Below are 26367 nucleotides of genomic sequence, written 5' to 3'. Positions count from 1 at the left end.
GGGCCAGCGCAGTGCGGGCCACGTATTGGTACTTCAATCCGGGGCCGACGGCGTGGAGCCGACCCCGGAACGTGTTAAACGATGTCGACCTGTATCTCGCCCAACCCTTCAACGCCACCGGTCATGCGCTCGCCGACCACCACTGGGCCCACACCTTCAGGTGTGCCGGTCATAATCAAGTCGCCAGGCTGCAGTTCGAAGAAGCGCGAGAGGTAGCTGATGGTTTCCGGTACCGACCAGATTAACTTGTCAATATCACTGCGCTGCTTGTCCGTGCCGTTCACCTGCAGCCACAGTCCAGCCTTGCTTGGGTGACCAATTTGGCTGGCCGGGTGCACAGGGCCGATCGGCGCCGAGGCATCGAATGCCTTGCCGATTTCCCACGGGCGGCCCATTTCGCGCATTTTCATCTGCAAGTCACGGCGGGTCATGTCCAGGCCAACGGCATAGCCATAGACATAGTCATTCGCCTGCTCCAGCGAAATATCCCGACCCGCCTTACCAATGGCTACAACGAGCTCGATTTCGTAGTGGTAGTTGCTGGTTTCGGCCGGATAAGACAGTTCCAGTGGCTGGAAATAGGCGACCGGAATCACCGCGTCGGCAGGTTTGCAAAAGAAAAATGGTGGTTCACGGTCAGGATCGAAGCCCATTTCACGGGCGTGAGCGGCATAGTTACGGCCTACGCAATAAACGCGGCGTACCGGAAATTTTTGCTCACTACCAACGACCTCCAAGGTCACAGGGGCTTGAGGCTCGAATACGTAGCTCATTGAAGGGCTCCAGGCAAAGGGTAGGTCAAGCTGACCACGGCAAGCAGGTTGCGCTGGCATGCAGCTACCACCGGCGTTGGCCCATTAAAAACCTGCCAGCCTTAAGCGAATAATGATATTTTCCGATGCATCCATACTTTTTTACGTATATGAGCACCATGACCTGGACAACCCGTTTGCGCCTGCGACACCTGCAACTGCTGATCAGCCTCGCCGAAACCGGCAGCGTCAGCGACGCCGCCCGTATCGCCAATACGACACAGCCAGGGCTGTCAAAATGGCTCAAAGACTTGGAGGAAGATGCCGGTACCATACTGTTCGAGCGCCATGCTCGCGGGTTGCGCCCAACGGCCCAGGGAGACTTGCTGATCAACCACGTGCGACGCATCCTGAGCGAGATGGAGCGGGCCCAGAGCAATATGGATGCGCTCAATGAAGGCAGCGCACCGAACATTGCCATCGGTACATCGCCTGCATCGGCGCCCAGCCTGGTACCCGATGCCATCGCTCATTTTTTGGCCATGCACCCTCGGGCACATATCTCTCTACAAGAGAGCACCATGAACGTACTGCTCGAAAGGTTGGAGCGTGGTCAACTGGACCTGGTCGTCGGGCATTTAGACAGCTATCAGCCGCGCGAGACGCTGAACAGCGAGATGTTGTTTCGCGAACCTATTCAGGTCATAGCCCGCCCGGGGCATCCATTGACCTTGAAATCGGACCTTACCTGGGATGATCTTCAGGCTTTCAAGTGGATACTCTGGCCTGAGAGTACGCCCATTCGCCAGCGACTCGACTCAGCCTTGAGCAATGCGGGGCTCAAGCCCTTACCTTGTCAGATCGAGTCATCATCACTGATGGCCAACCTGTGGCTGTTACAAACCAGCGATATGCTCTCAGTGGCCTCTGGCCGGGTCGCAAAGCATTTCACTCATCGCGGCCTGGTCAAAGCTCTGGATTTTGAAATGGACGCTGAAGGCTGCATCGGTGTCTGTTGGCGCGATGAGCCCTACATCGACAACGCAGTTCTGGATTTTCGCGAATGCTTGCTTAAAGCTTCTCGCGTGGGGGCCAAACTTTAGGCTACCACCTTGGCAAAAGCCTGACTGGGCTTGCAGGAGATACCTGTGGAAGGCGTTTACATGGCCGAGCTTCTGACCGATGTCATTGAGACGACTTGCAAAGCGCTGCTGGCCAAGAGCAATTTCTTACTCCGCCGCGACACGACTGCGTGATACCTGAAAACGTGTCGCGGAAACTTGAGTTGGCTTGGCAACGCGAGTCGCTGCGAGTCTGTCGCGACGATTAAACGGATCGGATATGGCTACGATTATTTTCACAGTGTGAAGACCAGCGCCCAGCTGCAGCACTCGCCTCACTCTGCAGGTCGCAAAGCTTTTTATAGGCTTCGTCGTCTGCCAGGTCGGGGGCAGTATTCATATAGTCGTCGACTGCCTTGGCCCTAGCTGCAAAATCATCAGAAAGACGTTCGGCCTCCAAAAAATAGGCTTGCCTGTTCATTAATCTGCTCCTTGATCCGACCCGGTGCCGGAGCAAAATAAATACTCCATCTAACTGCAAATTGCCACCATCTCACTGCCGTATCCGGTCACGGAGGGCGGCGCTATTCTGAGGTAAAGCCCATGCCTACATTAATCGCCCCTGATTTCCTGGACGCCTTAGACTGGATCCTTTTGGCCTATTTCTGCCTGTCGTGACTGGCAGAAATCGGCCGGTATTGTCGGTGAAATATAACGGGTGAAGCGGCGGATCCTATGTTCATCCGTGATTTAACGGTATGTTGAAACCATCAACTTAAGGACGACCCATGGCCATCCACGCACCTGCCCCTACGCAAAAACACTTGGCAGTGTTAATCGACGCCGACAATGCACCAGCAGCCATTATCGGAGGCTTATTCGAAGAAATCGCCAAGTACGGTGTCGCCAACGTCAAGCGGATCTATGGCGACTGGACCGGTCCTCAGTTGGGCGGATGGAAAAAGGTGCTACTCGAGCACTCGATTCAGCCTATCCAACAGTTCGCGTACACCAAAGGCAAGAACGCTACAGACAGCGCCTTGATCATCGACGCAATGGACCTGTTGTACACCCGGCGCTTCGACGGCTTCTGCCTGGTTTCGAGCGACAGTGACTTCACCCGCCTCGCTTCGCGATTACGAGAAGAGGGTTTGACCGTCTACGGGTTTGGTGAAGAGAAAACCCCTAGACCGTTCGTCTCGGCCTGTGACAAGTTCATCTATACCGAATTGTTGCGCAGTGAGGTGCTTGTTGCTGCGAATAACGGACATGATCGACCCGATCCCGAGCCATCCGCAGAAGTCGAGCCCGTCAAAGTCGCCAGTACGCCTATGGTTAAAAGGCTGCCCAAGGCCCCCGTAAGTTTCATCGCAAAGATCCTCGATGACATTGCCGACGAGGACGGCTGGGCTCACTTGGGTGCACTGGGCACCAACATCAGCAAATTGAGACCCGAATTCGACCCTCGCACCCATGGTTATAAGAAGCTCAGTGAGTTGATCAAGGGCTATCCGGATACGTTTGAACTGCAAACGAGAGGAACAACGGGAGTGGGAGGTTCAATACTCTATGCTCGGCGCCGACAGGCAAGTTCGTAGCACCTGCCACCAACGACCGCACTTTGGTGGGAGCTGCCCCTCGTAACGGGTTGATATCGGCCAAAAAAGGCTGCTTAAACTTTGCATCGGTGCAGATCTTTTCAAGATAAGCGAGAACCTGTTGCTTATGCAGCTTCGCCAAAATGTGCGGCTGATCGGTCTGGCCGCTGTACTCGGCTGAAGCATTGATAAATGCGCACATTTTTCTATCCCCACTTCAGCAAGGCTCATCATCAACACCAGGGTGAGTAATCACACTAATAACTCGTGCTCGAATTCAGCCGCACTAAGTGTGTTAACCGCTGACAAAAGCAGCCGAGACTGCCATTTCTGATGCGCCCGCCACATCAGCCCACGCGCTGCACCTTGTTCGATACAGACTTGTTTGACCACATCCCACGTGCGGTACACGTACCGCACCAGCTCTGTGAGCTCACTCTGGGGCCACTGGCAACCATGCTTTCTCAGCAACTTCAGCATACAGTCGAGCTGAAAAGCTTCATGCTCGACTTCCAGCTCACGCAACGCCGGAATCACATCCATGGCCTGCCAAAGCGCGCCATAGCCGGAAAACTCCTGCTCGACCAAGTCGATCATGTCATCCAGCGCGCTCCAGGTTTCAATCAGGCCTGACTCACCCTCGAAAATTACCTTTTCCCGACCGCGGATAGCATCCAGCCATTGCTTTCCAAGGCGATAAACAATCGCCTCTTTGTTCGGAAAAAAACGATAGAGCGAACTGATGTCGATGCCGGAGCGCTCCGCAATGGCATTGGTGTTGAGCATGGTAATACCACCCTCCTTGAGTAATTCCAGCGTCGCTTGCTCGATCTTCTTGATGATTTCAAGGGTCCTTTGCTGGCGCGGCTCTCGGCGCATTTTCAAGTCTTGCGGAATCATCCCGTGCCCAGCCCCTTAGCTTTCATTGGTACGCATTTCACATCGACTTGTCCGGCAGAGTCAAACCGTAGCAATTGACGCCTGGAAAGAACGCTGGTAAAAATTTAAATTACAGCAATTGCTGTAATTTAATCGGAGATTTTATGCGGCTTAAATCAAAACAACACCTGACGCCTTCCTCCCTCGTTTTGCTCTCTGCTCTCGCTGGATGCAGTCAAGCATCAGCCGTCGACAACAACAGCAACACGGTGTACGTCAACGGCCAGATTTATACTCAGGATGCCCAGCGCCGCAAGGTCGAAGCCATCGCCGTTTCGAATGACAAATTTGTCTACTCCGGTAACCGGGAAGGTGCAGAAGGCTTTATCAGTCAGGGCTATCGGGTGGTGGACCTTGGCGGCAAGATGGTTTTGCCAGGGCTGCACGACAATCACATTCACGCACTAGGCACCGTCCCGCTGGATGCATGCGACCTCGAAGGCAAGAGTGTGAATCTTGAGCAACTGGCCAACAAAGTGAAGGAATGCTTGCCTCGCTATGCCAGTGAACCCGGTGCCTGGCTGAAAATAGACCAATGGGTTCCCTATGAAAACAATGAACCCGCCGGCACCTACAAAACCATCCGCCAAACGCTGGACGCGGTCGCTGATGGCCATCCGATCATCCTTTCCGGCGTAGATGGCCACGCCAGTGCCTACAACTCGAAAGCCTTGAGCATGGCTCAAGACGATAACGGCAATACCGTTGGCTTCAATGCCAAGACCCTGAGCAAAGGGGGAGTATTTGCCGACCTGGCACCCTACGTTAGCTTGGACAGCGGTGTGGTTCGTGACGCGGCCAAGGAAAAAATTCCAGTAGGTAACTTCGACATGTTTGCCCAAGAGGTGGGCGATCCACGCGGCGAAGCCATTTATGGTGCCATTCTGCCGAAAGTCGCACGCGTCATGGCGCAAAGCGGCATCACTAGTATTCAAGATGCCTGCTCTAACGATTTTATCCGCGAACAGTTTGTGAAAATGCAAGAGCAGGACTTGCTGAACATGAGGGTAACTGCCGCCACCTGCTTCATTGCTGACGACTACAAAGGCAAGGTAGATATAGCCGGACACCTGAAAAAGGCTCAAGAAGTGCGTGCCGCATTTGCCAACAACCCGCTGATCAAAGCGGATGCGGTGAAAATCTTTGCCGATGGCGTGCTCGAAGGTGACCCCTTCAGCAAACCACCGTTCTCACCCAACGCCGGCATGCTGCACAACTATCAGACACCACACCTCAAACAGAACGAAGAGACTGGCATCGTCACGGTCACAAAGAACAGTGACGACTCGAAGAAAAACGGCATCGTCAATTACAAGGCTGAAGACTTCAAGAATTACGCCACTGCACTCGATGCGGACGGCTTCAGCATCCATGTCCACAGCGTTGGCGATCGCGCCACCCGCGTTGCGATTGATGCACTGGAAGCAGCTCGTCAGCGCAATGGCGATCACCCTATTCCGCACACCATTGCCCACTTGCAAATGGTCCACCCGGACGACCAAAAACGGCTCGGCGAACTGGGTGTTTATCTCACTTACACCTACGCCTGGATCAACGAGCAACCTGAATATGACATGCTGATCACCCCGTTCCTTGAGCAAAGTAAAAAGGGCCAGGACATCAACGACGTGCTCTACAACCCAAAAAGTTACACCTGGGGAGCCGTCTACCCGGTAGGTAGCACAGCTAAAGCCGGCGCCGTACTGGTGGCGGGCAGCGATGCGCCTGTCGACTCTCGCGATCCACGGCCCTTCATGAACATCGCAGCAGGTATCACTCGCGCCCTCCCGGGGAAGCCCGCCTACAACGCCAAGCAGAGCGCTACGCTAGAGCAGATGCTGGATGCCTACACAATCAATGGCGCCCGGGCTGTACGTCAGGAGAAAATCATCGGTTCGATTGAGCCGGGCAAGTCAGCCGACTTTATTGTCCTGGATCGAAACCTGTTCGACTTGGTCCAACAGAATAAACCTGAACAAATCGCCGACACCCAAGTCATGCAGACTGTGTTTCGTGGCAAAACGGTCTATAGCCAATAAATAGACACAGCCTAAGATGGAAGGCGTCTTGTGCGGCAAATGCCTGCCCGTTAAGGCGATATGCCTCGCCTTTTGCCGCAAGCATAAAAAACCGATGCCTGAGCCGGCATCGGTTTTTTATGCGCCTTACTCCGGCACTTGAAATGACCTTGTAGTGGTCAGAGACTGATACGCCTGCCACATAGGTTTCACAAGCATGCAACGCGATCGCCCTGGATTGCCGCAGGGCCGCTCTTCAAGTTCACCCCGCTCCCCTGCGCCCATTGATACCCTCCCATTCGGCATCTTCCCCCTAGCCTGCGAACGACCGTTCTTTGGCCGAAAGCAGCCGATCGTTGCGAACAGCTAACGATCGGGTTCCTGTCATACGAGCGCTAAAACATAGTCATTGAATCGCCGCTTTTAGAAATGGGCAGAGTCACATGAGAGTCAATGCCCAGCTCGAATAAAGTTTAGGCCGGCTTGAAGCAGTACGCGGCTAGTTTGTTACCGTCTAAATCTCGGGCATAGGCGGCATAAGCGTCAGGAGCCCAGCCCCGTACCCCCGGGGCACCTTCGTCGGTGCCGCCACAGGCCAGCGCAACAGCGTGGAAGGCATCAATTGCGGCGCGACTCGGTGCTTCAAAGCTGATAGTTACACCGTTGCCGACGCTCGCAGGAGCGCCGTTTGCCGGTTTTAGTACAAAAAACGACGGGGCATCCTCACCCCAAATCGATCCATTTTCTTCCAGATCAGCAATACGTTTCTGGCCGAGTGCGCCGAGCACATTGTCGTAAAAAATGCGGGCCTTATGCAGATCGTTGGTACCAACGGTGACGTGTGTGAAGATACTCATTTTGATGCTCTCCTTATTGAAACAAGATGTCGGACATTTCGGGTTGTTCGTGCGCGAGACGTCTAATACTCAACGCCTGGACGAGTCAATCAGCGATCGAAGTGGATAACGGTACGAATGCTCTTGCCTGCATGCATCAACTCGAAGGCCTTATTAATGTCTTCAAGCTCCATCGTGTGGGTTATGAAGGTGCTGAGCGGGATTTCGCCGGCCTGGGCCTTCTCGACATAAGTGGGCAATTCACTGCGGCCTTTTACACCGCCGAAAGCCGAGCCACGCCAAACGCGGCCGGTCACGAGCTGGAACGGTCGAGTACTGATTTCCTGGCCCGCGCCAGCGACTCCGATAATCACTGACTCTCCCCACCCCTTGTGACAGCACTCCAGGGCTGCGCGCATGAGATGAACGTTACCAATGCATTCGAAGGAGTAATCCACGCCACCCTGCGTCATCTCAACGATGACTTCCTGGATTGGCGCTTTGTAGTCTTTGGGGTTGATGAAGTCGGTAGCTCCCAGCTGCTTGGCAATATCGAATTTGGCCGGATTGATGTCGATCGCAATTATTCGACTGGCCTTGGCCATGACAGCGCCTATTATCGCGGCCAGGCCGATACCGCCCAGACCGAAGATCGCCACGCTGGCGCCCTCTTCTACTTTTGCCGTGTTGAGTACCGCACCAATGCCGGTCGTCACTGCGCAACCAAGAAGGCAAACCTGCTCCAACGGAGCCTGCTTCGGAATCTTGGCCAGCGAGATTTCCGGCAACACTGTGTATTCGGAAAAGGTCGAGGTACCCATATAGTGAAATAAGGGCTGGCCTTCGTAGGAGAAGCGAGTGGTGCCATCGGGCATCAGCCCCTTACCCTGAGTTGCACGGATCTTCTGGCAGAGGTTGGTCTTCCCGGATTTGCAGAATTTGCAGTCGCCACATTCCGGCGTGTAAAGCGGAATCACATGATCACCAACCGCCAGAGAAGTCACCCCCTCACCTACCGCCTCGACAATACCCGCGCCTTCATGGCCAAGAATGACGGGAAAGATCCCTTCGGGATCGGCACCGGACAAGGTAAACGCATCGGTATGACAGACGCCTGTCGCAACAATTCGTACCAGCACCTCACCGGCTTGCGGCGGCGCCACATCGATTTCCACAATTTGCAGTGGCTCGTTCGCCGCGAAGGCGACAGCCGCTCGTGATTTGATCATATTCGTAATTCCCGGACGCGAAGAGGAGCCGCCTCTGTGTCGAAGCAGTCAATATCAGTGATTAATTTGTGTTCTGGGAGACGTTACAAAGAGAGGGCATCCTTGCCCTCTAGACCGGTCAGAGCGATGCCTCGATCTTTTTTGCCGCTGTTTCATCGACCCAGGCGTGCCAGACTTCCGGGTGCTCCTTGAGAAACATTCTGGCCAACTTCGGAGAAGCGATACGCTCCTGGGTCATCCTCGCCAGGTTCTGATTCAACAGATCAATCGGAATATTGACCTTCTCCAGAACCGCGACCAATTCAGGAGCCTGCTCATGGAAAGCCTTGGAAATGCCGACCATAGTGATGACGTTTTTATTGGCCCCGGTCTTTTCTTCCAGTCTGATCGCGTCAATCTGACCCATAAGCGGCGTCGGTGACCAATAGTAGAACAGCACCGGCTCACCGCGTTTATAGCTGGACAGAACCGTCACATCCAGTGCCGCACCGGTTCCAGGCCGGAAGTTGGTAAAGCTGTTTTCAAGACCGTACTCTTTCAACATCTCGGTATTATCTTGCTCACAAATCCACCCCGCAGGACAGTTGTAGAAGCGGCCTTTGGACGGTTCCTCCGGGTCTCGAAAAACCTCTGGATATTTGCTCAGATCGGCAACCGTTTTGAGATCTGGCGCTCGAGCCGGTTTATTACGCTTAGTGTCCCCCTCCACGACATAACGCGGCACGTACCAACCCTGAGTCGCACCAATAATCGGAGCACCTATCCCAACAACCGTCCCGGCAGCTGAAGCTTTTTTCCAGACTTCGCTACGCTCCATCCACTCTTCGCCAAATACTTGAATGTCGTTGCTGGCCAGAGCGGTTTCAAGAATGATGGTATTACCCACCAGTTGGTCGGTTACACAACCGTAGCCATCCCTGAGCACGATCATCATGATGTCGGTAAGGAGCATCCCGCTCTCCCAACTCAGGCCGGCAAATTTCACCGGCTTGCCCGACTCACACCATCCTGAAGCCTGGCTTGAAGTACTGCCAACGAGCAAACCGAGAGTGAGCAACGAGGCCAGCAAGCTCTTCCTGTTTTTCATGATCAGACGCTCCAAATCATTATTATTGTGGGCAGCGAACTGTTGAGTGCGTCACAGGAACAAACGAGGCCATCAGGTCTGGTATGTTCATGTGCGCATACACGTAAAGCGAAGACGTGAATCAATTGCTCTTATTGCTATTGGCCAAACTTAAACTGGATCTACGCAGGTGCGTCCGTAAAACAACTGGCGAGCGTATGCACTGAACTCAACATTGGGCTGATCAACGTACGCAAACACAGCATTAAGCCTCAACCGATCCCCTTGCACCGGCGTTACTCTGTGCAATGAATAGCGCCCTCGGAACAATGTCAGGGTGCCGGGCACTTGAGGCAAAACCTCTATCTGCTGTGTTTTCGGGTCATCAAGGAACTGCCTGACTGCTTCATAACAATCGTCGTTTTCATTGCGCAACATGCGCACGTACTCAAAGTCCCCACCGGCGCTCGCCGCCTGGAGGGAGAGCGTTACGCTGAAGTCGGAACGATCAAAGTGCCATCCCAACTGCTGCCCTGCGGTGAAGCCCTGCAAGTTAAGGGCGGCTAACGAATCAGCGTGGCGATAGAGCACGTCTAGAGCCAACACATCTTTGATGAAAGCCAGGACTTCGTCCGACTCATAGATCTTTCTGATTAAATGTTCGGCCGGAATATCGGCATAAGCCACTGTGTCTTTGGCCGTGCTCATCAATCGGCGTAGCGGATGTTCCGGGTCAACGCTTTCATCTTGCGGCTTGAAGTAAACCGTGTGACTTTCCCGAAAATGAAACATGCCCGAGTGCATGGCAAGCGTCTGCTCAGCCATTGCGACAACCGATTGGTTGCGAACAAACCCGGGGAAGATCGCAACGCCATCTTCTCCCAGCAACGACTGACTTTGAGCAACCAGTGCACGATAAGTGGAACTGGTGCGATCCGTAATGGGGTAAAGCTCGAGGTCGATGATATCGCCCAGAGTTAATGCCGGTGTGTTAGGTAGGGTATTCATTATTGTTGGTCTCCAGTGGCTCTGCTGGATTCAGATTGCATCGACACTAAAAACAAGTCACGCTCGTAATTTTACGTAATTTTGTGAATTATTTTCAGGTCGCTCACCATGAGACTCACCCTGGATCACCTTGTGATGCTGCAAACCTTGTCGGAGGTTGACTCGATAACCGCCGTTGCAGAGCGTTTATGGCTGACGCCCTCGGCAGTCAGTCACCGCCTGCGTGAAGCCGAACGGCGGCTAGGTGTGAGCCTAACGGAAAGAACTGGGGGAAAGCTCAGACTCAGCCCTGCTGGCGCGCGTCTGGAACGTGCTGCCAAAGACATCATCGCGATACTCAATGAAGCCGAGTCTGAAGCCAGATCCATGGCGAGTGGCGTCACAGCATTTGTACGCATGGGTGTAACCTCATACGGCCCGTTCCGCTGGATTCCAAAATTCATCAAGCATTACTCAAGTCTGCGGCCAGACATAGAAATCACACTGGTGACCGTACCCCGCAATGACGTTTACGCGAGCCTGATGCAAGGAAGACTCGATGTATCCATCATCGATGACGGCATGGTTCCTAGCGGTGTCGCCAAGTTGCCACTTTTTCGGGATGACTTGATTGCGATAATGGCAACCGATCATCCCCTTGCGGGAAGAAAAAGTATCTACGCGCAAGACTTCAAGACCTACAACCTAGTGACGTACTCGACCGATCGCGCTAGCGGCTGGGAATATGACCGCTTCTTCGCCCCCGCCAGTATTTTGCCGCGCCGCATGATCACAGTGGAGTTGATTGAAGCTATCGTCGAGTTGGTACGATCAGGTTACGGAATCAGCATCTTGCAACGTGACTTAGTGACCCCCAGCCTTGAGCGCGGTGAACTTACGTGGGCGGCCCTGAATGACGGTTTGGATATCGCCTGGAACGCAATCATCCGCCCCTCGGAACGAGAGAATAGTGAAGTAAATCAAATGGTTACAGAACTTAGTTCCTGGATTAAAAGTGTAGGACTACCAGGGCACAGCTAATCACTGGTCAGCGTCGAGTTGGACTGACAGCCGAAGGTCAGCAGTAGCAAGGCGATCACGCAGACGGGCTGGTTTGGTTTTTTTTTCATCAGTAAGAGCTCGGTAATGGGCTTGGGCTTACTCCAGATAATAAAAAACCCGCACTCGGCGGGTTTCTTCGAATCGGCGTGGGTAATTATTGCGGCTGTATGCCTTTGATTTTCTCCAGGCGCATTGGATAGCCATTGGCTGGCTGAACCACAGTCTCGCTTTCAACAGTTTGAATGATCTTGCCATCGGCATCTCTAGTTACTGCCACTGTCTTGCTGTAAGTGCTCTGTACAACGCAGCCATTCATCAACAATGCCGCGCCGACTACAGCCAAAAACTGGATGCCTTTCACTTTGTATTTCCTTACCTGGATAATTTCGGCGCCGACTTTAGCAGGCTTTATGCCACTATTGCCAACACCATGGGCTGGGAACTCCCTTGTTGAAGGCATGCCTTCTTCCGGGTAAAAAAATACCCGCACCTGGCGGGGTTATGTATTGCTGCACGGGTAACTTGGCCGTACTGGCCGCAGACTTGAAACGAGATAGCCTTCGGCGTCCAGCTTCCAGGCTCGCACCTGGGTTCGATAATCACGACATTGGCGCTCCGTGCCCGCTACCTTCTACCCATCCTCGATGGCTTCCAATTGCTCAGCCACGAACTTGGACGATCTGCCTTAGTGCACTTTGCATCGATGCCCGCGGCGACCGGTACAGCAAGTCAGTGGAGATTGCGCCCAATAGCGTCTACCTCTCTGAGCATCTGGAAAACATGACCGAGCATTTTTACAAGGAGCTGCGCGACTCAGCCAATCAAAAGCAGATGGTGGCTTCAGGATGGATCGCCACTCCCGAAACGATGTCGCTGGACGAAGCGCATGCCGCACGGGTCTTCGAAGCAAGAAAACGAGCTCTGATGGACGCCGAAACGGCGGCAGCTGGAGAGAACGGGGCGGCACTCAGAACCGTATATCGTCGCAGTAGAGCTATCTGCGACTACGTTTTAAAAAGGGCAGCCGGAAATTGCGAGAGCTGTGAGAAGCCGGCACCCTTCATGAAGACAAACGGATCACCATATCTAGAGCCGCACCACATCAATCGATTATCAGATGGCGGCCTGGATCATCCACGTTACATAGGCGCTATCTGTCCGGCCTGCCACCGCGAAATTCACTATGGATTGCACGGCAGGGTAAAAAACGAAGCGTTAAAAGCGTACGTCGCGAGTATCGAGCCGAAGTCTTAGCTGCTTCCAAATCAGTTGTGCTGCAGCCTGGAACACCTGAGTGGCACTCTCATAACCCTGGATCGCTGGCCTTGGTCACCGTAACCATCAAAGGCACGCCGCCGATGGCTGCACTAGCTCGAGCAAATGATCCGTGGCACGAAATCAAACACCGAGCAGCCGTCACATAACTCAAAACCATGGAGGCTGTGATGCGTGAAGGGATATGGAGGGGTTAAGCCTGCATCGCCCTTGGGAGGAAAAACTGCTGAGCTGCCCGCACTGGAAACCGTCGAGCAGTCGAAATAGATGTGATCAATGAACTAAAGCTTTGAGTCTTTGGCCTAGATTGGCAGGGAGTAGATTAACTCGAAGCTCAATACTTAAGCCCATTGATCACTGCCCATTACTAAGGGCGGGTCCCAACAAGCAATCCGGGACTCCTGCTCGCTACACGTTCTCAAATTCAGCTCCTGAAATACGCTCAACGAACACCCTACTTTTACCAAAGACATTTGCTCCCGTCTAAGACCGCTTCTGCATATGCGCCATTCCTTTAAGGCCAGCCGCTATAGCTGCAAGGACGAAGTCGTGCCTTATCTTAAGTGTCATCACGGTTGTTCGATGCGCGTCGGAACGGGCAAGTGGATCTCCACCCTTACCATCGACCAAATGCGTTACGCCCGTGAGGCAATGGACAAAAAGATCAAGGCTGCCGAGGAGTCGCCAAAACGTCCCGTATGGCGGGTGTGTCGTGGCGGGCTCTGCGAGGAGAACTGCCGCGAAGAGGATAGTGATTTCCATATCCTCCAGCTTGCCTAGTCAGATCTCACTAATGGGCTGAGCCGTGTGCGCTTTGTTTTGCCAAGCGGTCTCAATCTCTCGTATTCCAAAAGGCAGCGTTCGATCAGTTCCTTGACCGTCGCCCTGATATGGTTTGCCCGCTCGATGCCACCGGGCTGGTCAAGCGCCACTTCCCGCTTCCGAACCCAGGCTTAGGGTTTGGCGGCCTGTTTACGGGCGAAGGTCTGGCTCTCTTGGTAGACTTGCACCCCATCACGAAACAGGCGTATTTGTGCCGTGTAACTGATGCTGCCGTCGGTGCGCTTGCGTGCTCGGATAGTGGCCATGATCGACTGGTACAATTGTTGTTTGGATTGGTAATTTGTACCAATAAACTCCAAAACACGCCCTTTTACCCCCTAAAACACGCCTTGAACACGTAGAGCAAAATGCTAGAAAAAACAGCTACAACCCACGTAAACAAAGGCTCTGCGGTGTCCAGGCGCTTTAGCGTGGCCCCTATGATGGATCGAAACCACTGACTTGAAAAAAACCTATTAATCAATAACTTATCTTTGACAAAGGTGTTGCTGTAGCAAAATTAGAGCAACCAGTGAGACCTGATTAAAACCGCTACTTAAGCGCTCTCCCCCGATCCGTCCAATTAAAGACAGTACGAGTTCTTGTCTTTTCCTACAGCGTTCTGCTGACTGATAATTTCTCCTAGCACTCCATAACTGACAGTGCTGTATAAGGATCTGCTTTCGGCCACCAGCGGTCATTCAGATGTGTTACGAATTCAAGGGCGATTCACAGGCCTTGTGTAGCAGATAAAATTGGTGATGACTCGTGAAGGTTGTCCAACTCTATGATTGCTGTCGCCCACAGGGACCTGCTTTGATGACAAATAAAGAGCCAAAAAGCCTGTACAAATATCTCGGCTTCAGTGATCGCATGGTGGAGCAGCTTTACCACGGTAAGGTTTACTTTGCAGATCCTGGAACATTCAATGATCCGCTAGATTGTCGACCTGTTGTGGTAGCAGGGACTCAAACCATAGATGGGTTACAGTTGCTTCTAAAATTGATGGTTCTCCGACGGGTTGAAAAAGAGACGTCAGCATCCTTGAAGCGCCTGAGGTTGCGAGGAGAGAAATTAGACGTTCATCGTGCCAAGCTTGGGAATAGTGAAGTCAATGAGGTTATACGAGGTATCGAGTACTATATTACCGACCCCGAAGTTCGTGATCCCGCTGCGTATTTCAAACAAGCACTGTTAAACCTCATTCAAGATGAAGTTAAGAAAACGCACGCGACTGGCGTTCTATGCCTAAGTGAAAAAGTCGATAGTCCTCTGATGTGGTCACACTACGGCCAACAGCACCGTGGCGTGTGCATTGAATACGATGTTACTAAGCTGGAGTTTTCATCTATTAGACGGGTTGTATATGGTGGAGACCGCCAGATTTCCGCAGACTGCTTGCTCAGGTGGATAGAAGGCGGAGATTTGATTTCGCAACATGAAGTCGAACGAGCATCATTGCTAACGAAATCTAGCGAGTGGCGGTACGAAAAAGAATGGAGACTGCTAGGGCCAATCGGTTTGGACCGCAGTCCTGCACCGGTCAAATCCGTTACATTCGGCATGAACTGCCCGCGTGCTATTACTGAATCAATCATGTCAATGTTCGGAGGGGAGACGTCAGCTGTGAGATTTTGGCAAATTATGGAACCGAGCTCCAATTTCAAGTTGAGACGTCAGAGAATTCACTTCGATGATTCGATGAAGCCAATTCAACATGACTACTCAGAAATGCTTGATGATCTGGATGCCCTCTTAGGTGAGGCGTCCCTGCATATCTGACCCCCAACCTCAACTCCGTTTGGTCGACTTGAACGGCCAAAAGTAGCTACTTATTGACCGTTTTTTGCCGCCGTTAAAGGCCCGATATCGGCCAACAGCGGTCATATCGTGTCTGAAAAAGCTGGGGCAACTCCCCCCTCCGCGCGGATGAGCCTAAGAATGTTTTCTCACTTTACTCATCTACAAGGGCGAAAATTACCGTGAAAGCACAAGTCTGAGGTCCGGCAATTGCCCAGTCGACAGACTTTGCTTTTCCCATATAACCACTGTTATTTGAAAAGCGGGCATCTGTATTGGGGGACACTTGTATTGGCGAGCCATCCGCAATTAATCGCACGTACGAACTCAATGGATCTTTGCAATCTTCGGGGCGTTTGTCCGGGGTGCCAATATTCTCAACGGTAAACGCAAACGATCGTGGAGAGTCCAATCTCGCCAAAGGAAAGACTGCTGGTTGTAATCCTTGCTTGGAAGAGGAATAAGGGATATTCGTCTTTAATGCAGGAGCCCGTTGAATTGTTCCAGTTGACGCGATGCCAGTAGAAAATCTTGTCAAAAGAAAAATTTCTTTACCAACAAGAAGAACTGTAGATGGCCCCACAATATTCTCAATTGAGTTGCCATCTACGTTCAGCGAAACTTTCCCTTTGCTAATAAAAAACAGGTAATTCGCTTTCTCACCTCGCACAAGTGGGAGAGCGTCGTTATCACCTATTGACCATTCGACACCATTTGGAATAATTATTCCTGTTGGTGCAGGCTCATCTGTAGAGTATGCAGTGAAGGGCAATAGCACTGTGGCAAAAATGGCGCAAATAGATACTCTCATCTTTTCACCCTAAGTTTGATCTGCAGTACAAATGAAAAAACTATTTACTTAGCATAGCCTAACTTCAAATAGACACCAGGCGGTGTATAGCTGCTCCTCACGAGGGGCAGCTATTGGCAGAAAGCTGGCCTCCGTGAGCGACTGCTTTCGGCCAAAAGCCGCCGGTCGGGTCCGGCGGTTTCCGACCCGCGTCCGTCATTCAGAACTGGCTAATTGTCAAAAGTCAGACAATTTGTTCTTGCCGATGCCGATTTGATCCAGTTGCCGAAATGCCACTGATCCAGTCTGACTCCTCTCGACCCTTCGCCTACGCTAGATTTATACCAATTTGGAGGTGGGGCTGTCTTGCGTCGGCACGTGGGTCAATTCTACGTTGGCGTCAACAATCATGGTTAGGCCCGGTCACTTACCGGGGCGAACTCCGCTCTGACGAAGTATGTTTTTTCTTCGGATTCCAGATTTGAAAGTCCAGCCTGCGCGCCAGCCTCAACCAGCTTCACTTTGACTGACAGCTCGAAGTTTTTGTCTGTCGAGAACGAGGTACTTTCTTTAATTTCAAGGGACGCTGTCAGGCAACCACCCACTTCGCGGGCGAACACGACTGCTTTCCAGGATGGCTCATAGGAGAGCCAAAAAAAACTTTCACGATCTACTTTGCTATCTGCTTTCCAAGGCCGGCCGGCTAACGAGAATTCACGAGTATTCAGCGTATCGGTATCGCGTTCGGTTTTACCGGTGTAACCGACGTCGCCGCCACCCATAGGGCCGACTTGCACCGAAGCTTCGGCAGTGACGACGCTACGGTTTTTGTCCGAGGCTTTTTTGGTGATGCTGATTTTGGTCGCGCCGAGATGAACCAAAAGCTTGATCAACTCCGATTCACGCTCCTCCAGCAGGATTGCGTCGTAGCTGTCGCTTGGGATGTAAAGGTTGCCGTTATCCGGGGTCGAGTAGTCGGACAATGGGTGTTTACGGTATGTCTTGCCAACGACTGGGTGCCCGGGCTGAAAACGGTAGCCTTCCTCATTTGCTTGGCTGCGAGACAGCGAATGGTGTTGTACGTACAAGGTGAGTAATCGAGCCTCCTCAAGCTTAGCATCATCCAGGTCATCACTTTTTAAGGCGCGATCCTTTGTGAAACCAGTCAACAAACTTGGAACCCCAAGTAATGCGGAGGCCATTAAAGCCGTCGGTAGGAGTGGTGCAGCGAATAGACTCGCACCTCTGCCAAGTACTGCCGCGCCTGCAATGCTTGCAAGCGCGGCACCTGTTATAGCTCCTTGATGTTCGTCACGGTCTGGCATAGTGAAATTTACTGAGGAGCTGTTGCCGCTGCCTTGTGCTGGGTCGCAGATAATTGGTTCTTCGACAATGTAGATCAGGTCTAGCATTGGGTAACGCTCCTTGTCGTGCCTATTCGGGGTTTCATTGAGCTGTTGCGTCATGATCATTTGCAATGACAGACCTGCACATCTCAATCCTTTTGTGTCGGCCACATTTGGGTCACCTTGAGAGTTCTTTCCAACGCTGGATGCGGAGTCTCTGCGGAGGTTACGTGAGGTGTTGGGGTTGAGCTAATTTATAAAGCCTTTATGACGGGCATTAGCCGGCTGAGGCGACTTACTGCTGCGCCCAAATCATGACAGCGTAGAACCCCTCACAGAGGCGAGCATTGCAGTGCCCCCGCAGCTTGGAATTAGAGGCGGTAACGGCGTTAGTTGTATCACTCGGATTGAAGCGCACCGCGGAGCTTGGACCCTCTAGCTTTTATGCGATCGAATGCATTAGCCGCCTGACTGCCCCAGAGTTGTAATCTCTTGTTCTGCTGTTCTTGTGTCCTACGAATCTCGGTGACCATCAACTGATTCACGTTGAAAAGCGTATCCGAAGAAGGTAACAGCATGTGGGCGGCCTTTGACAAACATGTGATGCTGCACGCCAACTGTAATCGTCCTGCCTCAGAACTACCGTTCCAATTGAATCGAGGGGAACACATTAGTGCGGCCATGAGCTCAAGCAGGGCTAAGTGCTTCGCTTGGGCGCTTTTTACGGGGCTTTGTGGCAAGTTTTGGAGGTACCAGCGGAATTCGTCGGCACTTTCTCCGCTCAATGGATTTAGGAGCTCCGCAAAAGAGTCTTCTGCAAATCTTTCGCTCCGCGGACCAGTACCAGTCAATTTGAGGACTAACTCAGGATGGGTGAATAGCCGGCAGCCTTTGCCTTTGCCCTCACACTCCACCGCCATTGTCACTGCTTCGCCCAGCACGAATTGTCCTATAGATTTTGCGACGCTGTCTGGCTCAATAATTTCACCGTAAGCGATACCGCCACGACAAAGAACGCCAACCCTTGTTAGAGCCCACATAAGATCTTGAGCCGCTTTGGCCACTGCGGCTGCGTCTTTCGACCAAATAAATGCGCAATCAGATAGCTGGGTAACCTTGATATTTTCGTATCTTTGTTTTACGTCTTCTAAACAGGTACGAAAGGCCACCAGCAATTTTGCGCAAAAAAAGTGCTCGTTCCATTCTGAGATCTTCTTAACTCCCCAAGCCTCATAGTCTTCAGGGGTGAGCTTGACCTTTTTCTTGGTCAGATTGCTGATCCCCAGGATATCGAGGTAGAGAACTGCACCTTGGTAATGAACCATATTTATCCTTAAGGGCGCGCGTCATTGGAATAGTGCGTTTGAACACGTTGATAGCTGATGAGGGCTGAATCACAAGTTACGGACATTTTCGTTCGCTTTAAGCAAGAACTCAAATCCTATACCGGCAACCTTCACAACTCGGTCACTCGGCTAATAGACTGAATCGCCCCGAAGTGTCTAGACACATCGAAGGGCTGCTTTTGGCCGAAAACAGCCTTTCGCGAAGTGATGTTATGGGTCGAATTTGGATATTGGGCTCTAGGAACCGCTGGCTCTGACACTAGCACCCCATGCTGGAGACTGTAACCACCTAAAAATTTGTTTCAAAAAGATAATAGTGCATTCAGACGGTGAGAATACATCCTCTTTTCTGTACTTATGCAAACGTTAAGCAATGGCCTGTAGTGGAAGTGGAGGTTTTGCGCAAATTCGAGGCCGCTCTAACCATACTTAGTTTCTGGGCAGTGTGGTACTTTTATGGGCCATATAAACCCGATCAGGATCGATCCATGCTAAAGGACAAAGTTAAACTCAACCCAGGTGAAGAGCTGAAGCTCGATAGCTCTCGCACCAAAGGCTTCATGGGAGAAGAGGATATCGATGAATATTCTGTCGTAGACCCTGAAGGGAACATCGTAGGGAGGGTTACATACACCAGTCACATGGCAGTGAAGGGTTTCAAGGTGACCAAAACGGTATGCCAGATCGATAACGCCGGGAAGGTGATTGTCGACGTGCGCTGGTAGTTCGAACTGATCGTGCCGGACCGATCCTCGGCGATTGCCCGGCACGCAAGCCCAGTACTATGTCAAATTTGAGCGTTGAACACATGTAACCTATTGAAATATTGAGAAATTACCAGATCGTCATGAAGCCAGAAATTGAGCTTATTGTCCTATAAGAATCAATAAGTCAGCGCTGTATTTTGCTATAGACAAATGCCTTATCGATGATACAAAACCTGAACTGAATAGCACATTTGCGCCTCTTATTTTTGACATGGATCTCCTAACGAGTGGCTGCTAGTAGATCTAGATCGAAAGGTAAAACGGCTGGCAGCAAAGGACCAATAGCTAATCATAGGTTCATCACCCTAGCAAGCTAGGGCTTCACGCCGTCGCCCTGCTTTTGAAGCATTGCAGAAAGGCGATCCGTCTGTTCTTTGATCTTAACTCTGCTGTCGTGGCCTTTCGAGATTAGTCCAGTAATTTCCAGGATGGCCCAGGCAGCCCACTTGCTGACTTTGGTGATATCACTATCTGATACGTGGCTATGCCTTGCGTCGTGCACTGCTCTGGAGCGTAAGTCGTAAAGTGCCTCAATCTCTTTCTCAAGGTCCCTCCAAGTCTCTAAGCTGGAAAAACCGAAGTCTCCAAGCGTGAGTAATGCGGTCAACCCACGTTTAATTTTGCTGGTGGTTTCCCCCGAATTTTCAAATGAAAAGAAGCATTCAATACAGCTCCAAAATTTCACCAACTGCATCTCTGCAGATGTATCAGCCTGTGCATCGAAGAACCAATAAATGGCGCGTCGGACTGCATGCTCTGCGTCACTATCACTATCCCCTTGGATGATTTTAGTTAACTCAGAGAACCACTCGGATGTCTGTAACCCCTCGACATGACTAGCATCGAGGGTTATTGATTGAAATCCTTTCATAGATGAACTCGTGCATAGCTCATTTGACAGTGTCTCAATTGAAAACCACGTCGCCGCACTAGGCCTGACTCGACCATCCATACTAGGTGTCAATCGGACAGCGCAGCCACCTCTCTCCAAAACGGTTGTCAACGAGACTGCAAGTAAACCGCATGCAGCTTTTACATCTTCGAAAAAACGCCGCTCCGCATATCCCCTACTCCCTGTAATTTCAGCGGAAATCCAGAGGCCTCGTTTCATTCGCGCCCAAGTCCCACTAATCATGGCTTCGTTAGCAACGCAACTCTCAAGTATTGCTAAGTCAGGAGTTTGCACATTTAATCTACCGATTCTCATCTGATCCACACCGCAGAGACTTAATCCGTCGAGTGTTGTGTAGAACCTATGCATCATTATTTTTCTCTGCATGGCAGCCTCCAGTGAGGTAAGAAAGGGGGCGATTGTTTTTTGAGGTGCCTCCTGTTCGTACATACGGCCTAACTCCATTTTACATGCCTGATAAATATCGTCAGATAAAACGAAGTCACGACTTGGCAGATTCGCACCTACCGTTTCCACCAAGCGCAGAAAGCTTTCATTCGCTTTATCAGAAAGGTAAATCACACCGCCGCTGGGAGTTTTGATCTCTCGATACAACCTCTCCCACTGCTCTAACTCCTTGAGTGCTTTGGGCGCCGACATCAACTCCTTCGCCCGAAACAATGTGGCAAGATCGTTTTCAGCTGCTCTTCGTATTTTAGAAAGCATATCCATTAATACAACCTACGAGTCCATTAGGGGAGTGCAATTATAGTGCATGGCCCAGTCCAGGGCCGCAACACAATAAACGCTTGAGTCCGTAATTCAATTAACTCAACGTATTAATATCAGTAACCGGAGGTCTTTCACCTCAAGCTTGTCCCATAGTGATTTTTTTCAGTTCTATCTGTCGTATATAACGCCACTCAAACCTCGACTACGCTCTAGACTCATCTACCGAGAATCTTTTAGTACAAGAGTAATCTAAAATCTAAACAATCAGGGGAGCATTCAACTTCACAGGATTATTAAACGTACTGCAGTCTTAAGTTAAGCTCAGACATAAGCTGTACTCTGTAGTGCACGTAATATGCGCCCCTACTTTTCGGAAATCGATGCCCCTCCTCTCCAGCATCCTGTCGAACAAACACAAACCAAAATCACGCGATAAATCCTCATTGAATACCAATGGTTAGCGACTTACCGCACGCCTGCGTATATTTACGTAGCGTCTCCCGCGAGGGTGAGTGCTTGCGGCTGGCCAACGACATTTCAATTCGGGCCAGCGCCTTAGGTTTGACAGCCATGCGTTCCTGTGTGAGCCAGGTGAATTTCCGCGCTTACAACAGCACGTCTAGAGCGGTAATTTCGTCTTGCAGGCCAGAATAGGCATCCGCAAATGCAGCGTCTTCCTGACTGCGTCAAGCTGCATAGTCTTGTGGGTTGAACACTACTGGTGAGTATCCGTCAGCTTTTAGCGTATTCATAAAGTAACATCCTTGATTCGAGCCCGGGTGAACCTCAAATCAACCGCAGGGATTTGCTGCGCATTTTTGATAAAACCGTGCAAGATTACAATGCGCTGCCCAATCAACGTGAAAAACAGCGCTCTTCCGATCCCCCGCATCTTTGGCGCTAATCTCAAACAGCATATCGCCTAACGTTACAAGTTAGACTAGCACTCAGCAACTGAAGACACAAAACTTAATTTTCCTTATAACACCAGACCTCTTCTTCGAGCAACTTCAACTAACCAAGCAGGAAGTCGCCCCTGGCACTGATCTCGGTAACATTTAAACTCTTCGCGCCAATTAACAGCTGATTCACTGGGGCTATTATTTTGTTCGGAAGCTGCAGCCATTATAAAAAATGCACCTTTATGAGACTGCCTCTGAGAAACATCTAATGTTCCCCATTGAACCAAAGCACATTGAACTGCTTCTTGACTTCCGGTCAAACAAGCCACTACAAAAAAATGACTAAAGTTTAAACTACGCTGTTTTCGCTCATCACCTATCTCAGGTACGCCATCATTTAACAGTGGAGCTGTTAGTATGCCAGAGGCTAACCAACTCCAGAAAAAAACCATTATTCGAGCATTTTCCTGCTCAAACTTATATCGCTCAAGCTTATACTTTGAAAGATCCATAAATATAGTAAAAACATCATTTGCTTTAGACGCCGCCTCTTCAAATTCGCCATATGCAGCCAAATGTACAATGTGGTTAGCTATAGAGCTAGCAAGCATAGGCCTATATCTTTCAGGCTTATTTTTTTCCAAATCAAAGGCAATCTTTAATCCTTGCCTAGAAACTTTCACTGCATCTTCAGCAAGCCCCATACCTACCAAGTAAGTCGCTTGATTACTTAGTGATACTGCCATGTCATACATTAGTTTTTTTGACTTTGGCTCTGGAAATTCTTGATAAATAGCTAATGCCTTCTTCGCTGCCTTCAGCGCCTCTTCCGAGTAACCAAGATCGTCCGAGAAATTAGCAAAATTACCTAGAGCGGTTGCCATTTCATGTTTAACCCCCTCAGGATCAGACAGCATTAACTCTTGGTACACACTTAAAGACTGCTCATTAATAGCTAATGCATCTTCTGTTAGACCCAGTGCAGCTAGGCGATTAGCATGATTATTGAGTGCAGTAGCTAGATCCACTTTGAATACATGAGGCTTTATTAACGCAAGTTCGCGGGAAATATCTAAACATTGCTTGGATGCTTGTAACGCATCCATATTATTGCCTTGACGCATTAAAGCAAGAGCTAAAGCTGCCAGGGCCTCCGCATGCATTCTTGCTTCATCCAGCGTTGGCTTTTTGCTCCTTTGCTCTGCTCGCTTAGTTACGATACTTTGAGCCACGAGTACAGCCAGCCCAGCCAAGGGAAAAAGCCCATATCTAAAGCGAGAACTAAGAATCCCAGCCACTTGCCACTGACGCGCAATTGGCAATCTTAAAAATGCACGCTCGATAATTTGCGGCAGTGGACTCGGTGTTTCTACGCATACTGAAACGAGGTCGTCTGCACAGCTTAGAAAGTTATTTACCAGCGCGTCTTCAACCAATGCTGAAACATCTGTTCGGTTACGCAATAATCTAGCAAGCACGGTTAAGCACGACTGTCGTACGCGACTTCCTCCCAAGTTGAGCAATATGCTGAGTAACTCTGGACCATTGAAACCAAGTAGTGTCTGCGCTACTAAAGCCTCGCCGATTAAGTCTGGACGCAAGCCTTGCAATCCCTGACGATCGGGATAAAGCGGGGATAAAGTTCTAAATAGGTACTTTAGGGATACTTTATCCTCGCCTATTTTTTTCCAGACGTCCTCTAGTGACCGTACGGTAGCGATACCATTACTCAAAGTGGCCAGCGTCATCAAATAGCCCGCTTGTCGGTCAAGATTACTACCTTCGCGACTTAATTCTGCTAAAGCCCTACTCCAGTAACGTTTCTCATGATTAACAAGAGCTCGGGGAAGTGCTTCTGCAGACTTTGGCCGCTCTCCACGAAGGGCCATTAATGCAGCCATTTGAATATAAAGAGGGAGAGAAAAGTGCGCTCCCTTAAGATCCGGATGATGCTCAGGCGGATTGATTTGCAAAACACGGGAAAAAGTATGTATAGCAAGACGGTAAGCTTTTTGGCGCTCAAGCTCATTATCATGCAACTGCGGCATGGGAAACGGACCACTGCTGGCAGGACCATCTAGTAGAGATTCACAGAGTGGCTCTTTCGATGATAATGCCCCCCACCATTCGCCACCGTCACGTGCAAGCAACAATATTCGGACCTTTAGTGCATCCTTACTAGCTAGCAACAACTTAAGCAGTGTCAGCAGTAGAGGCTGACGAGTTTCAGCGTAGTCAATTACAATACAGCATGGCTGACCTGACAGAGTGAGTAGATTGATAGGCTGCGAAATCTGGCTAGGTGTGCAATCTCCGGTCAAAAATCCAGCTTGCCACCCTTTACCTATCATTCGTCTACAAAGTTCTAGAGCAAGCCTAGTTTTACCGCACCCACCCGCCCCAGTTACAAGTCTGACACATATGGGATGTTGGACAGACGTTGCCCATTCAAGTTGCGATTCCAAGAAAGGTTCTGCCTTGGGATCAAATGGCACGATCGCTTCTTCTGCACGTAATAATCGGCTGTCACTCAATCCACTGCCGGGTCGCCAATACGGGCTAGGAAGCTCGAGAAAATTAATATTTTGTTTTGGAAGCAAGGGCGAAGGGATATGTGAATCAGTGGTGCTAGGTAAGACTTCCTGCTCTATCTCAATCGTCCAGCCGAGCGCGTTGAGCACCTGTCTAGCACAATTTGCCCAAGTGAATTTGCTGCTCATAACCTCACGTAACCGAGCTGCTTTTTGACGAGCCTCTGGTGAGTTCTTGGCAACACTAATTATAGCCTGAGCCAACTTACTAACATCTTTTGGGAGAAAATATGGCTCGCTACTACTACCAGCCACATCTATATGCATGACACATGACAGGTAAACGCCATCCTCGAACTCCTTAAGCATCCTGAATGCGCCACTCTTGTTACTGATGATTAGCGGTACCCCTGCCGCGATAGCTTCCCACGCAACCAATCCAAAACCTTCATGCCAGGAAGGCATCATCGCTACACTAGCACTCCGAAGATCATCAAATAACTCCTGTCTATCTGTCGTGAACGGCAAAGCATGTAAATTAAAAGCGCGTCCTGCATATTCTTCAGCGAACTTAATTAAAGCTATTTCTGCTTCCGCATGTTGCCCACAATAGCTTTTTTCAAAATCTACACCGCGCAGCGTAAGCATAGGTTCATTTTCACCACGCAATACATCAGGCAGCCCCATATTTTCATCAGCTTGACGAATCGCACTTGCAAAAGCTGCAACACCTAGATGCGCCTGTTTTATTCGCTTCGCATCTTCGCTAAGTCTACCACTGATAAAACCTTTAAAATTTCTTGGTGCAGTTTTAACGATGATGTCCGGCAAACCAGGAATTAAAACGGGCACGCTCAAAGCATCCCGTATATCTGCGAGTGCATCGCCTAAAAGTGGGCCTACTGCCAAGACTACGTCTGCACTTAGGAATAGCTGTTTTTGCTCAACTTCTTTCTTTTTAGCAATAGCGCTACTCTCAGCAAATGCCTCGTATCGACTGTAGCTCATATGATGAATCAAGGCGGATCTTCCACCGCGCGCTTTGCTAGCAGCGCATGCGATTGCACCCGTTATACGGTCATGTCCCAACCACACTGTTTGATCAATTAACGTGGGGACTTTATGTACTTGCAACGCTTGCCAGATAGCAGCTTCCAAATCAGGCGAAAACGTATGCTCACTCTCACGACCAAGTGAGACAAGAAGCACTTGCTCAGCAAGAGCACTTTTTATCTCAACATCGGTTGCATATAAAACCACGCAAACCGTTACTATTCGCTGATAAAAAGCCGATGCAAACGCACCGATCAAGTCCTGATTAAAACTATTGATCCCCCCGAACTGGCTGCCCCATCGAGTAGAGAAAGCAATCATAGTTTTTTCAGGGAGATTCATAGGTTACCGAAGGGGAGATTTTGTGGAAGGCAAAGATTACAGGGATTCGCTCTATGTATAAACCAAATTAAGCGCGCCTAGCTTTGCTCAGAGCAGGAGCCTTAACTGACTAGCAAGATGGCTGGATCAAGGCGCAGATTGAAGCCGGGCACTACACCAATGACAGCGAGTACATACGAGATTTAATCCGCCGAGAGCAAGAGCGCAACGCCGAAATTTAA

The 26367-nt window shown here is 50.6% G+C and carries 22 protein-coding genes and 3 pseudogenes; 9 read left to right on the top strand and 16 right to left on the bottom strand.

The features are described 5' to 3' along the window. Window positions 1–74 precede the first annotated feature (74 nt). Window positions 75–773, bottom strand: coding sequence for a fumarylacetoacetate hydrolase family protein (locus tag BLW11_RS14555; RefSeq protein WP_048358095.1), 699 nt, complete (start codon window positions 771–773; stop codon window positions 75–77). Between the two features lie 158 nt (window positions 774–931). Between BLW11_RS14555 and BLW11_RS14550 the strand changes: the two genes are divergently transcribed. Continuing rightward, a complete protein-coding gene (locus BLW11_RS14550; RefSeq protein ID WP_048359456.1) occupies window positions 932–1855 on the top strand; it encodes a LysR family transcriptional regulator in 924 nt (307 codons plus the stop codon). A 223-nt stretch (window positions 1856–2078) separates the two neighbouring features. Here BLW11_RS14550 and BLW11_RS14545 read toward each other — a convergent pair whose 3' ends face one another. Continuing rightward, complete coding sequence (locus BLW11_RS14545) at window positions 2079–2294, bottom strand: hypothetical protein (protein WP_048358096.1); 216 nt, start codon at window positions 2292–2294, stop codon at window positions 2079–2081. Window positions 2295–2601: 307 nt separating this feature from the next. On the opposite strand from BLW11_RS14545, the gene BLW11_RS14540 reads away from it, so the two are divergent. Then, on the top strand, window positions 2602–3411 hold the full coding sequence (locus BLW11_RS14540) for an NYN domain-containing protein (protein WP_048358097.1): 810 nt from the start codon (window positions 2602–2604) through the stop codon (window positions 3409–3411). 252 nt (window positions 3412–3663) lie between these two features. On the opposite strand, the gene BLW11_RS14535 is transcribed toward BLW11_RS14540, so the two are convergent. Next, complete coding sequence (locus tag BLW11_RS14535; protein ID WP_053069510.1) at window positions 3664–4311, bottom strand: TetR/AcrR family transcriptional regulator; 648 nt, start codon at window positions 4309–4311, stop codon at window positions 3664–3666. Window positions 4312–4385: 74 nt separating this feature from the next. Between BLW11_RS14535 and BLW11_RS14530 the strand changes: the two genes are divergently transcribed. Next, window positions 4386–6389: an amidohydrolase gene (locus BLW11_RS14530; protein WP_206540728.1), complete on the top strand. Its 2004-nt coding sequence runs from the start codon at window positions 4386–4388 to the stop codon at window positions 6387–6389. A gap of 452 nt (window positions 6390–6841) precedes the next feature. Here BLW11_RS14530 and BLW11_RS14525 read toward each other — a convergent pair whose 3' ends face one another. The 4 genes from BLW11_RS14525 to BLW11_RS14510 all read right to left on the bottom strand — a co-directional run bounded on the left by BLW11_RS14525 (window position 6842) and on the right by BLW11_RS14510 (window position 10507). Continuing rightward, entirely contained in the window at window positions 6842–7225 is a 384-nt protein-coding gene (locus BLW11_RS14525; protein ID WP_048358099.1) for a VOC family protein, read from the bottom strand. Between the two features lie 89 nt (window positions 7226–7314). Further along, the gene (locus BLW11_RS14520) at window positions 7315–8433 is read right to left on the bottom strand and encodes an S-(hydroxymethyl)glutathione dehydrogenase/class III alcohol dehydrogenase (RefSeq protein ID WP_048358100.1); all 1119 of its coding nucleotides are present in this window, start codon (window positions 8431–8433) and stop codon (window positions 7315–7317) included. Window positions 8434–8551: 118 nt separating this feature from the next. After that, entirely contained in the window at window positions 8552–9520 is a 969-nt protein-coding gene (locus tag BLW11_RS14515) for an ABC transporter substrate-binding protein (protein WP_048358101.1), read from the bottom strand. A 150-nt stretch (window positions 9521–9670) separates the two neighbouring features. Then, window positions 9671–10507: a HalD/BesD family halogenase gene (locus BLW11_RS14510; protein ID WP_048358102.1), complete on the bottom strand. Its 837-nt coding sequence runs from the start codon at window positions 10505–10507 to the stop codon at window positions 9671–9673. 108 nt (window positions 10508–10615) lie between these two features. On the opposite strand from BLW11_RS14510, the gene BLW11_RS14505 reads away from it, so the two are divergent. Then, window positions 10616–11527: a LysR family transcriptional regulator gene (locus tag BLW11_RS14505; protein WP_048358103.1), complete on the top strand. Its 912-nt coding sequence runs from the start codon at window positions 10616–10618 to the stop codon at window positions 11525–11527. A gap of 9 nt (window positions 11528–11536) precedes the next feature. On the opposite strand, the pseudogene BLW11_RS24305 reads toward BLW11_RS14505, so the two are convergent. Together BLW11_RS24305 and BLW11_RS14500 are read right to left on the bottom strand one after the other, a co-directional pair. Beyond that, window positions 11537–11641 (bottom strand): annotated as a pseudogene (locus tag BLW11_RS24305) (lysis protein); the annotation flags it as partial. A 61-nt stretch (window positions 11642–11702) separates the two neighbouring features. Further along, complete coding sequence (locus BLW11_RS14500; RefSeq protein WP_074836804.1) at window positions 11703–12008, bottom strand: hypothetical protein; 306 nt, start codon at window positions 12006–12008, stop codon at window positions 11703–11705. A gap of 203 nt (window positions 12009–12211) precedes the next feature. On the opposite strand from BLW11_RS14500, the pseudogene BLW11_RS24240 reads away from it, so the two are divergent. Both BLW11_RS24240 and BLW11_RS24235 read left to right on the top strand, forming a co-directional pair. After that, window positions 12212–12457: pseudogene (locus BLW11_RS24240) on the top strand (hypothetical protein); the annotation flags it as partial. A gap of 15 nt (window positions 12458–12472) precedes the next feature. Then, on the top strand, window positions 12473–12802 hold the full coding sequence (locus tag BLW11_RS24235) for an HNH endonuclease (RefSeq protein ID WP_338152522.1): 330 nt from the start codon (window positions 12473–12475) through the stop codon (window positions 12800–12802). Window positions 12803–13776: 974 nt separating this feature from the next. Here the strand turns inward: BLW11_RS24235 and BLW11_RS24300 are convergent. Next, window positions 13777–13911 carry a nucleoside triphosphate pyrophosphohydrolase family protein gene (locus BLW11_RS24300; RefSeq protein ID WP_420912186.1) on the bottom strand — a complete coding sequence of 45 codons (135 nt, stop codon included), beginning with the start codon at window positions 13909–13911 and terminating at the stop codon, window positions 13777–13779. Window positions 13912–14464: 553 nt separating this feature from the next. On the opposite strand from BLW11_RS24300, the gene BLW11_RS14480 reads away from it, so the two are divergent. Continuing rightward, window positions 14465–15427: a DUF2971 domain-containing protein gene (locus tag BLW11_RS14480; protein ID WP_241486100.1), complete on the top strand. Its 963-nt coding sequence runs from the start codon at window positions 14465–14467 to the stop codon at window positions 15425–15427. A gap of 172 nt (window positions 15428–15599) precedes the next feature. On the opposite strand, the gene BLW11_RS23840 is transcribed toward BLW11_RS14480, so the two are convergent. The 3 genes from BLW11_RS23840 to BLW11_RS14470 form a co-directional block, all read right to left on the bottom strand. Continuing rightward, on the bottom strand, window positions 15600–16256 hold the full coding sequence (locus BLW11_RS23840; protein ID WP_139272552.1) for a hypothetical protein: 657 nt from the start codon (window positions 16254–16256) through the stop codon (window positions 15600–15602). Window positions 16257–16648: 392 nt separating this feature from the next. Beyond that, window positions 16649–17752, bottom strand: coding sequence for a hypothetical protein (locus BLW11_RS14475; protein WP_241486101.1), 1104 nt, complete (start codon window positions 17750–17752; stop codon window positions 16649–16651). Between the two features lie 227 nt (window positions 17753–17979). Further along, window positions 17980–18906 (bottom strand): hypothetical protein, encoded by a 927-nt coding sequence (locus tag BLW11_RS14470; protein ID WP_053069512.1) that lies wholly within the window; start codon window positions 18904–18906, stop codon window positions 17980–17982. Between the two features lie 509 nt (window positions 18907–19415). Here BLW11_RS14470 and BLW11_RS14465 point away from each other — a divergent pair. Then, window positions 19416–19652: a hypothetical protein gene (locus tag BLW11_RS14465; protein WP_048358106.1), complete on the top strand. Its 237-nt coding sequence runs from the start codon at window positions 19416–19418 to the stop codon at window positions 19650–19652. A gap of 355 nt (window positions 19653–20007) precedes the next feature. On the opposite strand, the gene BLW11_RS24075 is transcribed toward BLW11_RS14465, so the two are convergent. From BLW11_RS24075 to BLW11_RS14440, 3 genes are all read right to left on the bottom strand, one after another. After that, the gene (locus BLW11_RS24075; RefSeq protein ID WP_241486102.1) at window positions 20008–21318 is read right to left on the bottom strand and encodes a HEPN domain-containing protein; all 1311 of its coding nucleotides are present in this window, start codon (window positions 21316–21318) and stop codon (window positions 20008–20010) included. A gap of 748 nt (window positions 21319–22066) precedes the next feature. Next, window positions 22067–22210: a type II toxin-antitoxin system RelE/ParE family toxin gene (locus BLW11_RS24295; RefSeq protein ID WP_082136218.1), complete on the bottom strand. Its 144-nt coding sequence runs from the start codon at window positions 22208–22210 to the stop codon at window positions 22067–22069. An 87-nt stretch (window positions 22211–22297) separates the two neighbouring features. Next, window positions 22298–26146 (bottom strand): glycosyltransferase, encoded by a 3849-nt coding sequence (locus BLW11_RS14440; protein WP_082136219.1) that lies wholly within the window; start codon window positions 26144–26146, stop codon window positions 22298–22300. Between the two features lie 125 nt (window positions 26147–26271). Here BLW11_RS14440 and BLW11_RS24290 point away from each other — a divergent pair. Then, window positions 26272–26364 (top strand): annotated as a pseudogene (locus BLW11_RS24290) (ribbon-helix-helix domain-containing protein); the annotation flags it as partial. Window positions 26365–26367: the final 3 nt, after the last annotated feature.

This window comes from Pseudomonas deceptionensis (assembly GCF_900106095.1).
Classification (GTDB): domain Bacteria; phylum Pseudomonadota; class Gammaproteobacteria; order Pseudomonadales; family Pseudomonadaceae; genus Aquipseudomonas; species Aquipseudomonas deceptionensis.
Note: the sequence above shows the minus strand (reverse complement) of the source record. Positions and strands in the feature narration are given on the sequence as shown.

What these genes read in the sequence shown, in the direction of transcription:
- BLW11_RS14555 (WP_048358095.1), bottom strand. Translation starts at nt 773, where the DNA reads ATGAGCTACGTATTCGAGCCTCAAGCCCCTGTGACCTTGGAGGTCGTT.
- BLW11_RS14550 (WP_048359456.1), top strand. Translation starts at nt 932, where the DNA reads ATGACCTGGACAACCCGTTTGCGCCTGCGACACCTGCAACTGCTGATC.
- BLW11_RS14545 (WP_048358096.1), bottom strand. Translation starts at nt 2,294, where the DNA reads ATGAACAGGCAAGCCTATTTTTTGGAGGCCGAACGTCTTTCTGATGAT.
- BLW11_RS14540 (WP_048358097.1), top strand. Translation starts at nt 2,602, where the DNA reads ATGGCCATCCACGCACCTGCCCCTACGCAAAAACACTTGGCAGTGTTA.
- BLW11_RS14535 (WP_053069510.1), bottom strand. Translation starts at nt 4,311, where the DNA reads ATGATTCCGCAAGACTTGAAAATGCGCCGAGAGCCGCGCCAGCAAAGG.
- BLW11_RS14525 (WP_048358099.1), bottom strand. Translation starts at nt 7,225, where the DNA reads ATGAGTATCTTCACACACGTCACCGTTGGTACCAACGATCTGCATAAG.
- BLW11_RS14520 (WP_048358100.1), bottom strand. Translation starts at nt 8,433, where the DNA reads ATGATCAAATCACGAGCGGCTGTCGCCTTCGCGGCGAACGAGCCACTG.
- BLW11_RS14515 (WP_048358101.1), bottom strand. Translation starts at nt 9,520, where the DNA reads ATGAAAAACAGGAAGAGCTTGCTGGCCTCGTTGCTCACTCTCGGTTTG.
- BLW11_RS14510 (WP_048358102.1), bottom strand. Translation starts at nt 10,507, where the DNA reads ATGAATACCCTACCTAACACACCGGCATTAACTCTGGGCGATATCATC.
- BLW11_RS14505 (WP_048358103.1), top strand. Translation starts at nt 10,616, where the DNA reads ATGAGACTCACCCTGGATCACCTTGTGATGCTGCAAACCTTGTCGGAG.
- BLW11_RS14500 (WP_074836804.1), bottom strand. Translation starts at nt 12,008, where the DNA reads ATGCCTTCAACAAGGGAGTTCCCAGCCCATGGTGTTGGCAATAGTGGC.
- BLW11_RS24235 (WP_338152522.1), top strand. Translation starts at nt 12,473, where the DNA reads ATGGACGCCGAAACGGCGGCAGCTGGAGAGAACGGGGCGGCACTCAGA.
- BLW11_RS24300 (WP_420912186.1), bottom strand. Translation starts at nt 13,911, where the DNA reads ATGGCCACTATCCGAGCACGCAAGCGCACCGACGGCAGCATCAGTTAC.
- BLW11_RS14480 (WP_241486100.1), top strand. Translation starts at nt 14,465, where the DNA reads ATGACAAATAAAGAGCCAAAAAGCCTGTACAAATATCTCGGCTTCAGT.
- BLW11_RS23840 (WP_139272552.1), bottom strand. Translation starts at nt 16,256, where the DNA reads ATGAGAGTATCTATTTGCGCCATTTTTGCCACAGTGCTATTGCCCTTC.
- BLW11_RS14470 (WP_053069512.1), bottom strand. Translation starts at nt 18,906, where the DNA reads ATGGTTCATTACCAAGGTGCAGTTCTCTACCTCGATATCCTGGGGATC.
- BLW11_RS14465 (WP_048358106.1), top strand. Translation starts at nt 19,416, where the DNA reads ATGCTAAAGGACAAAGTTAAACTCAACCCAGGTGAAGAGCTGAAGCTC.
- BLW11_RS24075 (WP_241486102.1), bottom strand. Translation starts at nt 21,318, where the DNA reads ATGGATATGCTTTCTAAAATACGAAGAGCAGCTGAAAACGATCTTGCC.
- BLW11_RS24295 (WP_082136218.1), bottom strand. Translation starts at nt 22,210, where the DNA reads ATGCGGGGGATCGGAAGAGCGCTGTTTTTCACGTTGATTGGGCAGCGC.
- BLW11_RS14440 (WP_082136219.1), bottom strand. Translation starts at nt 26,146, where the DNA reads ATGAATCTCCCTGAAAAAACTATGATTGCTTTCTCTACTCGATGGGGC.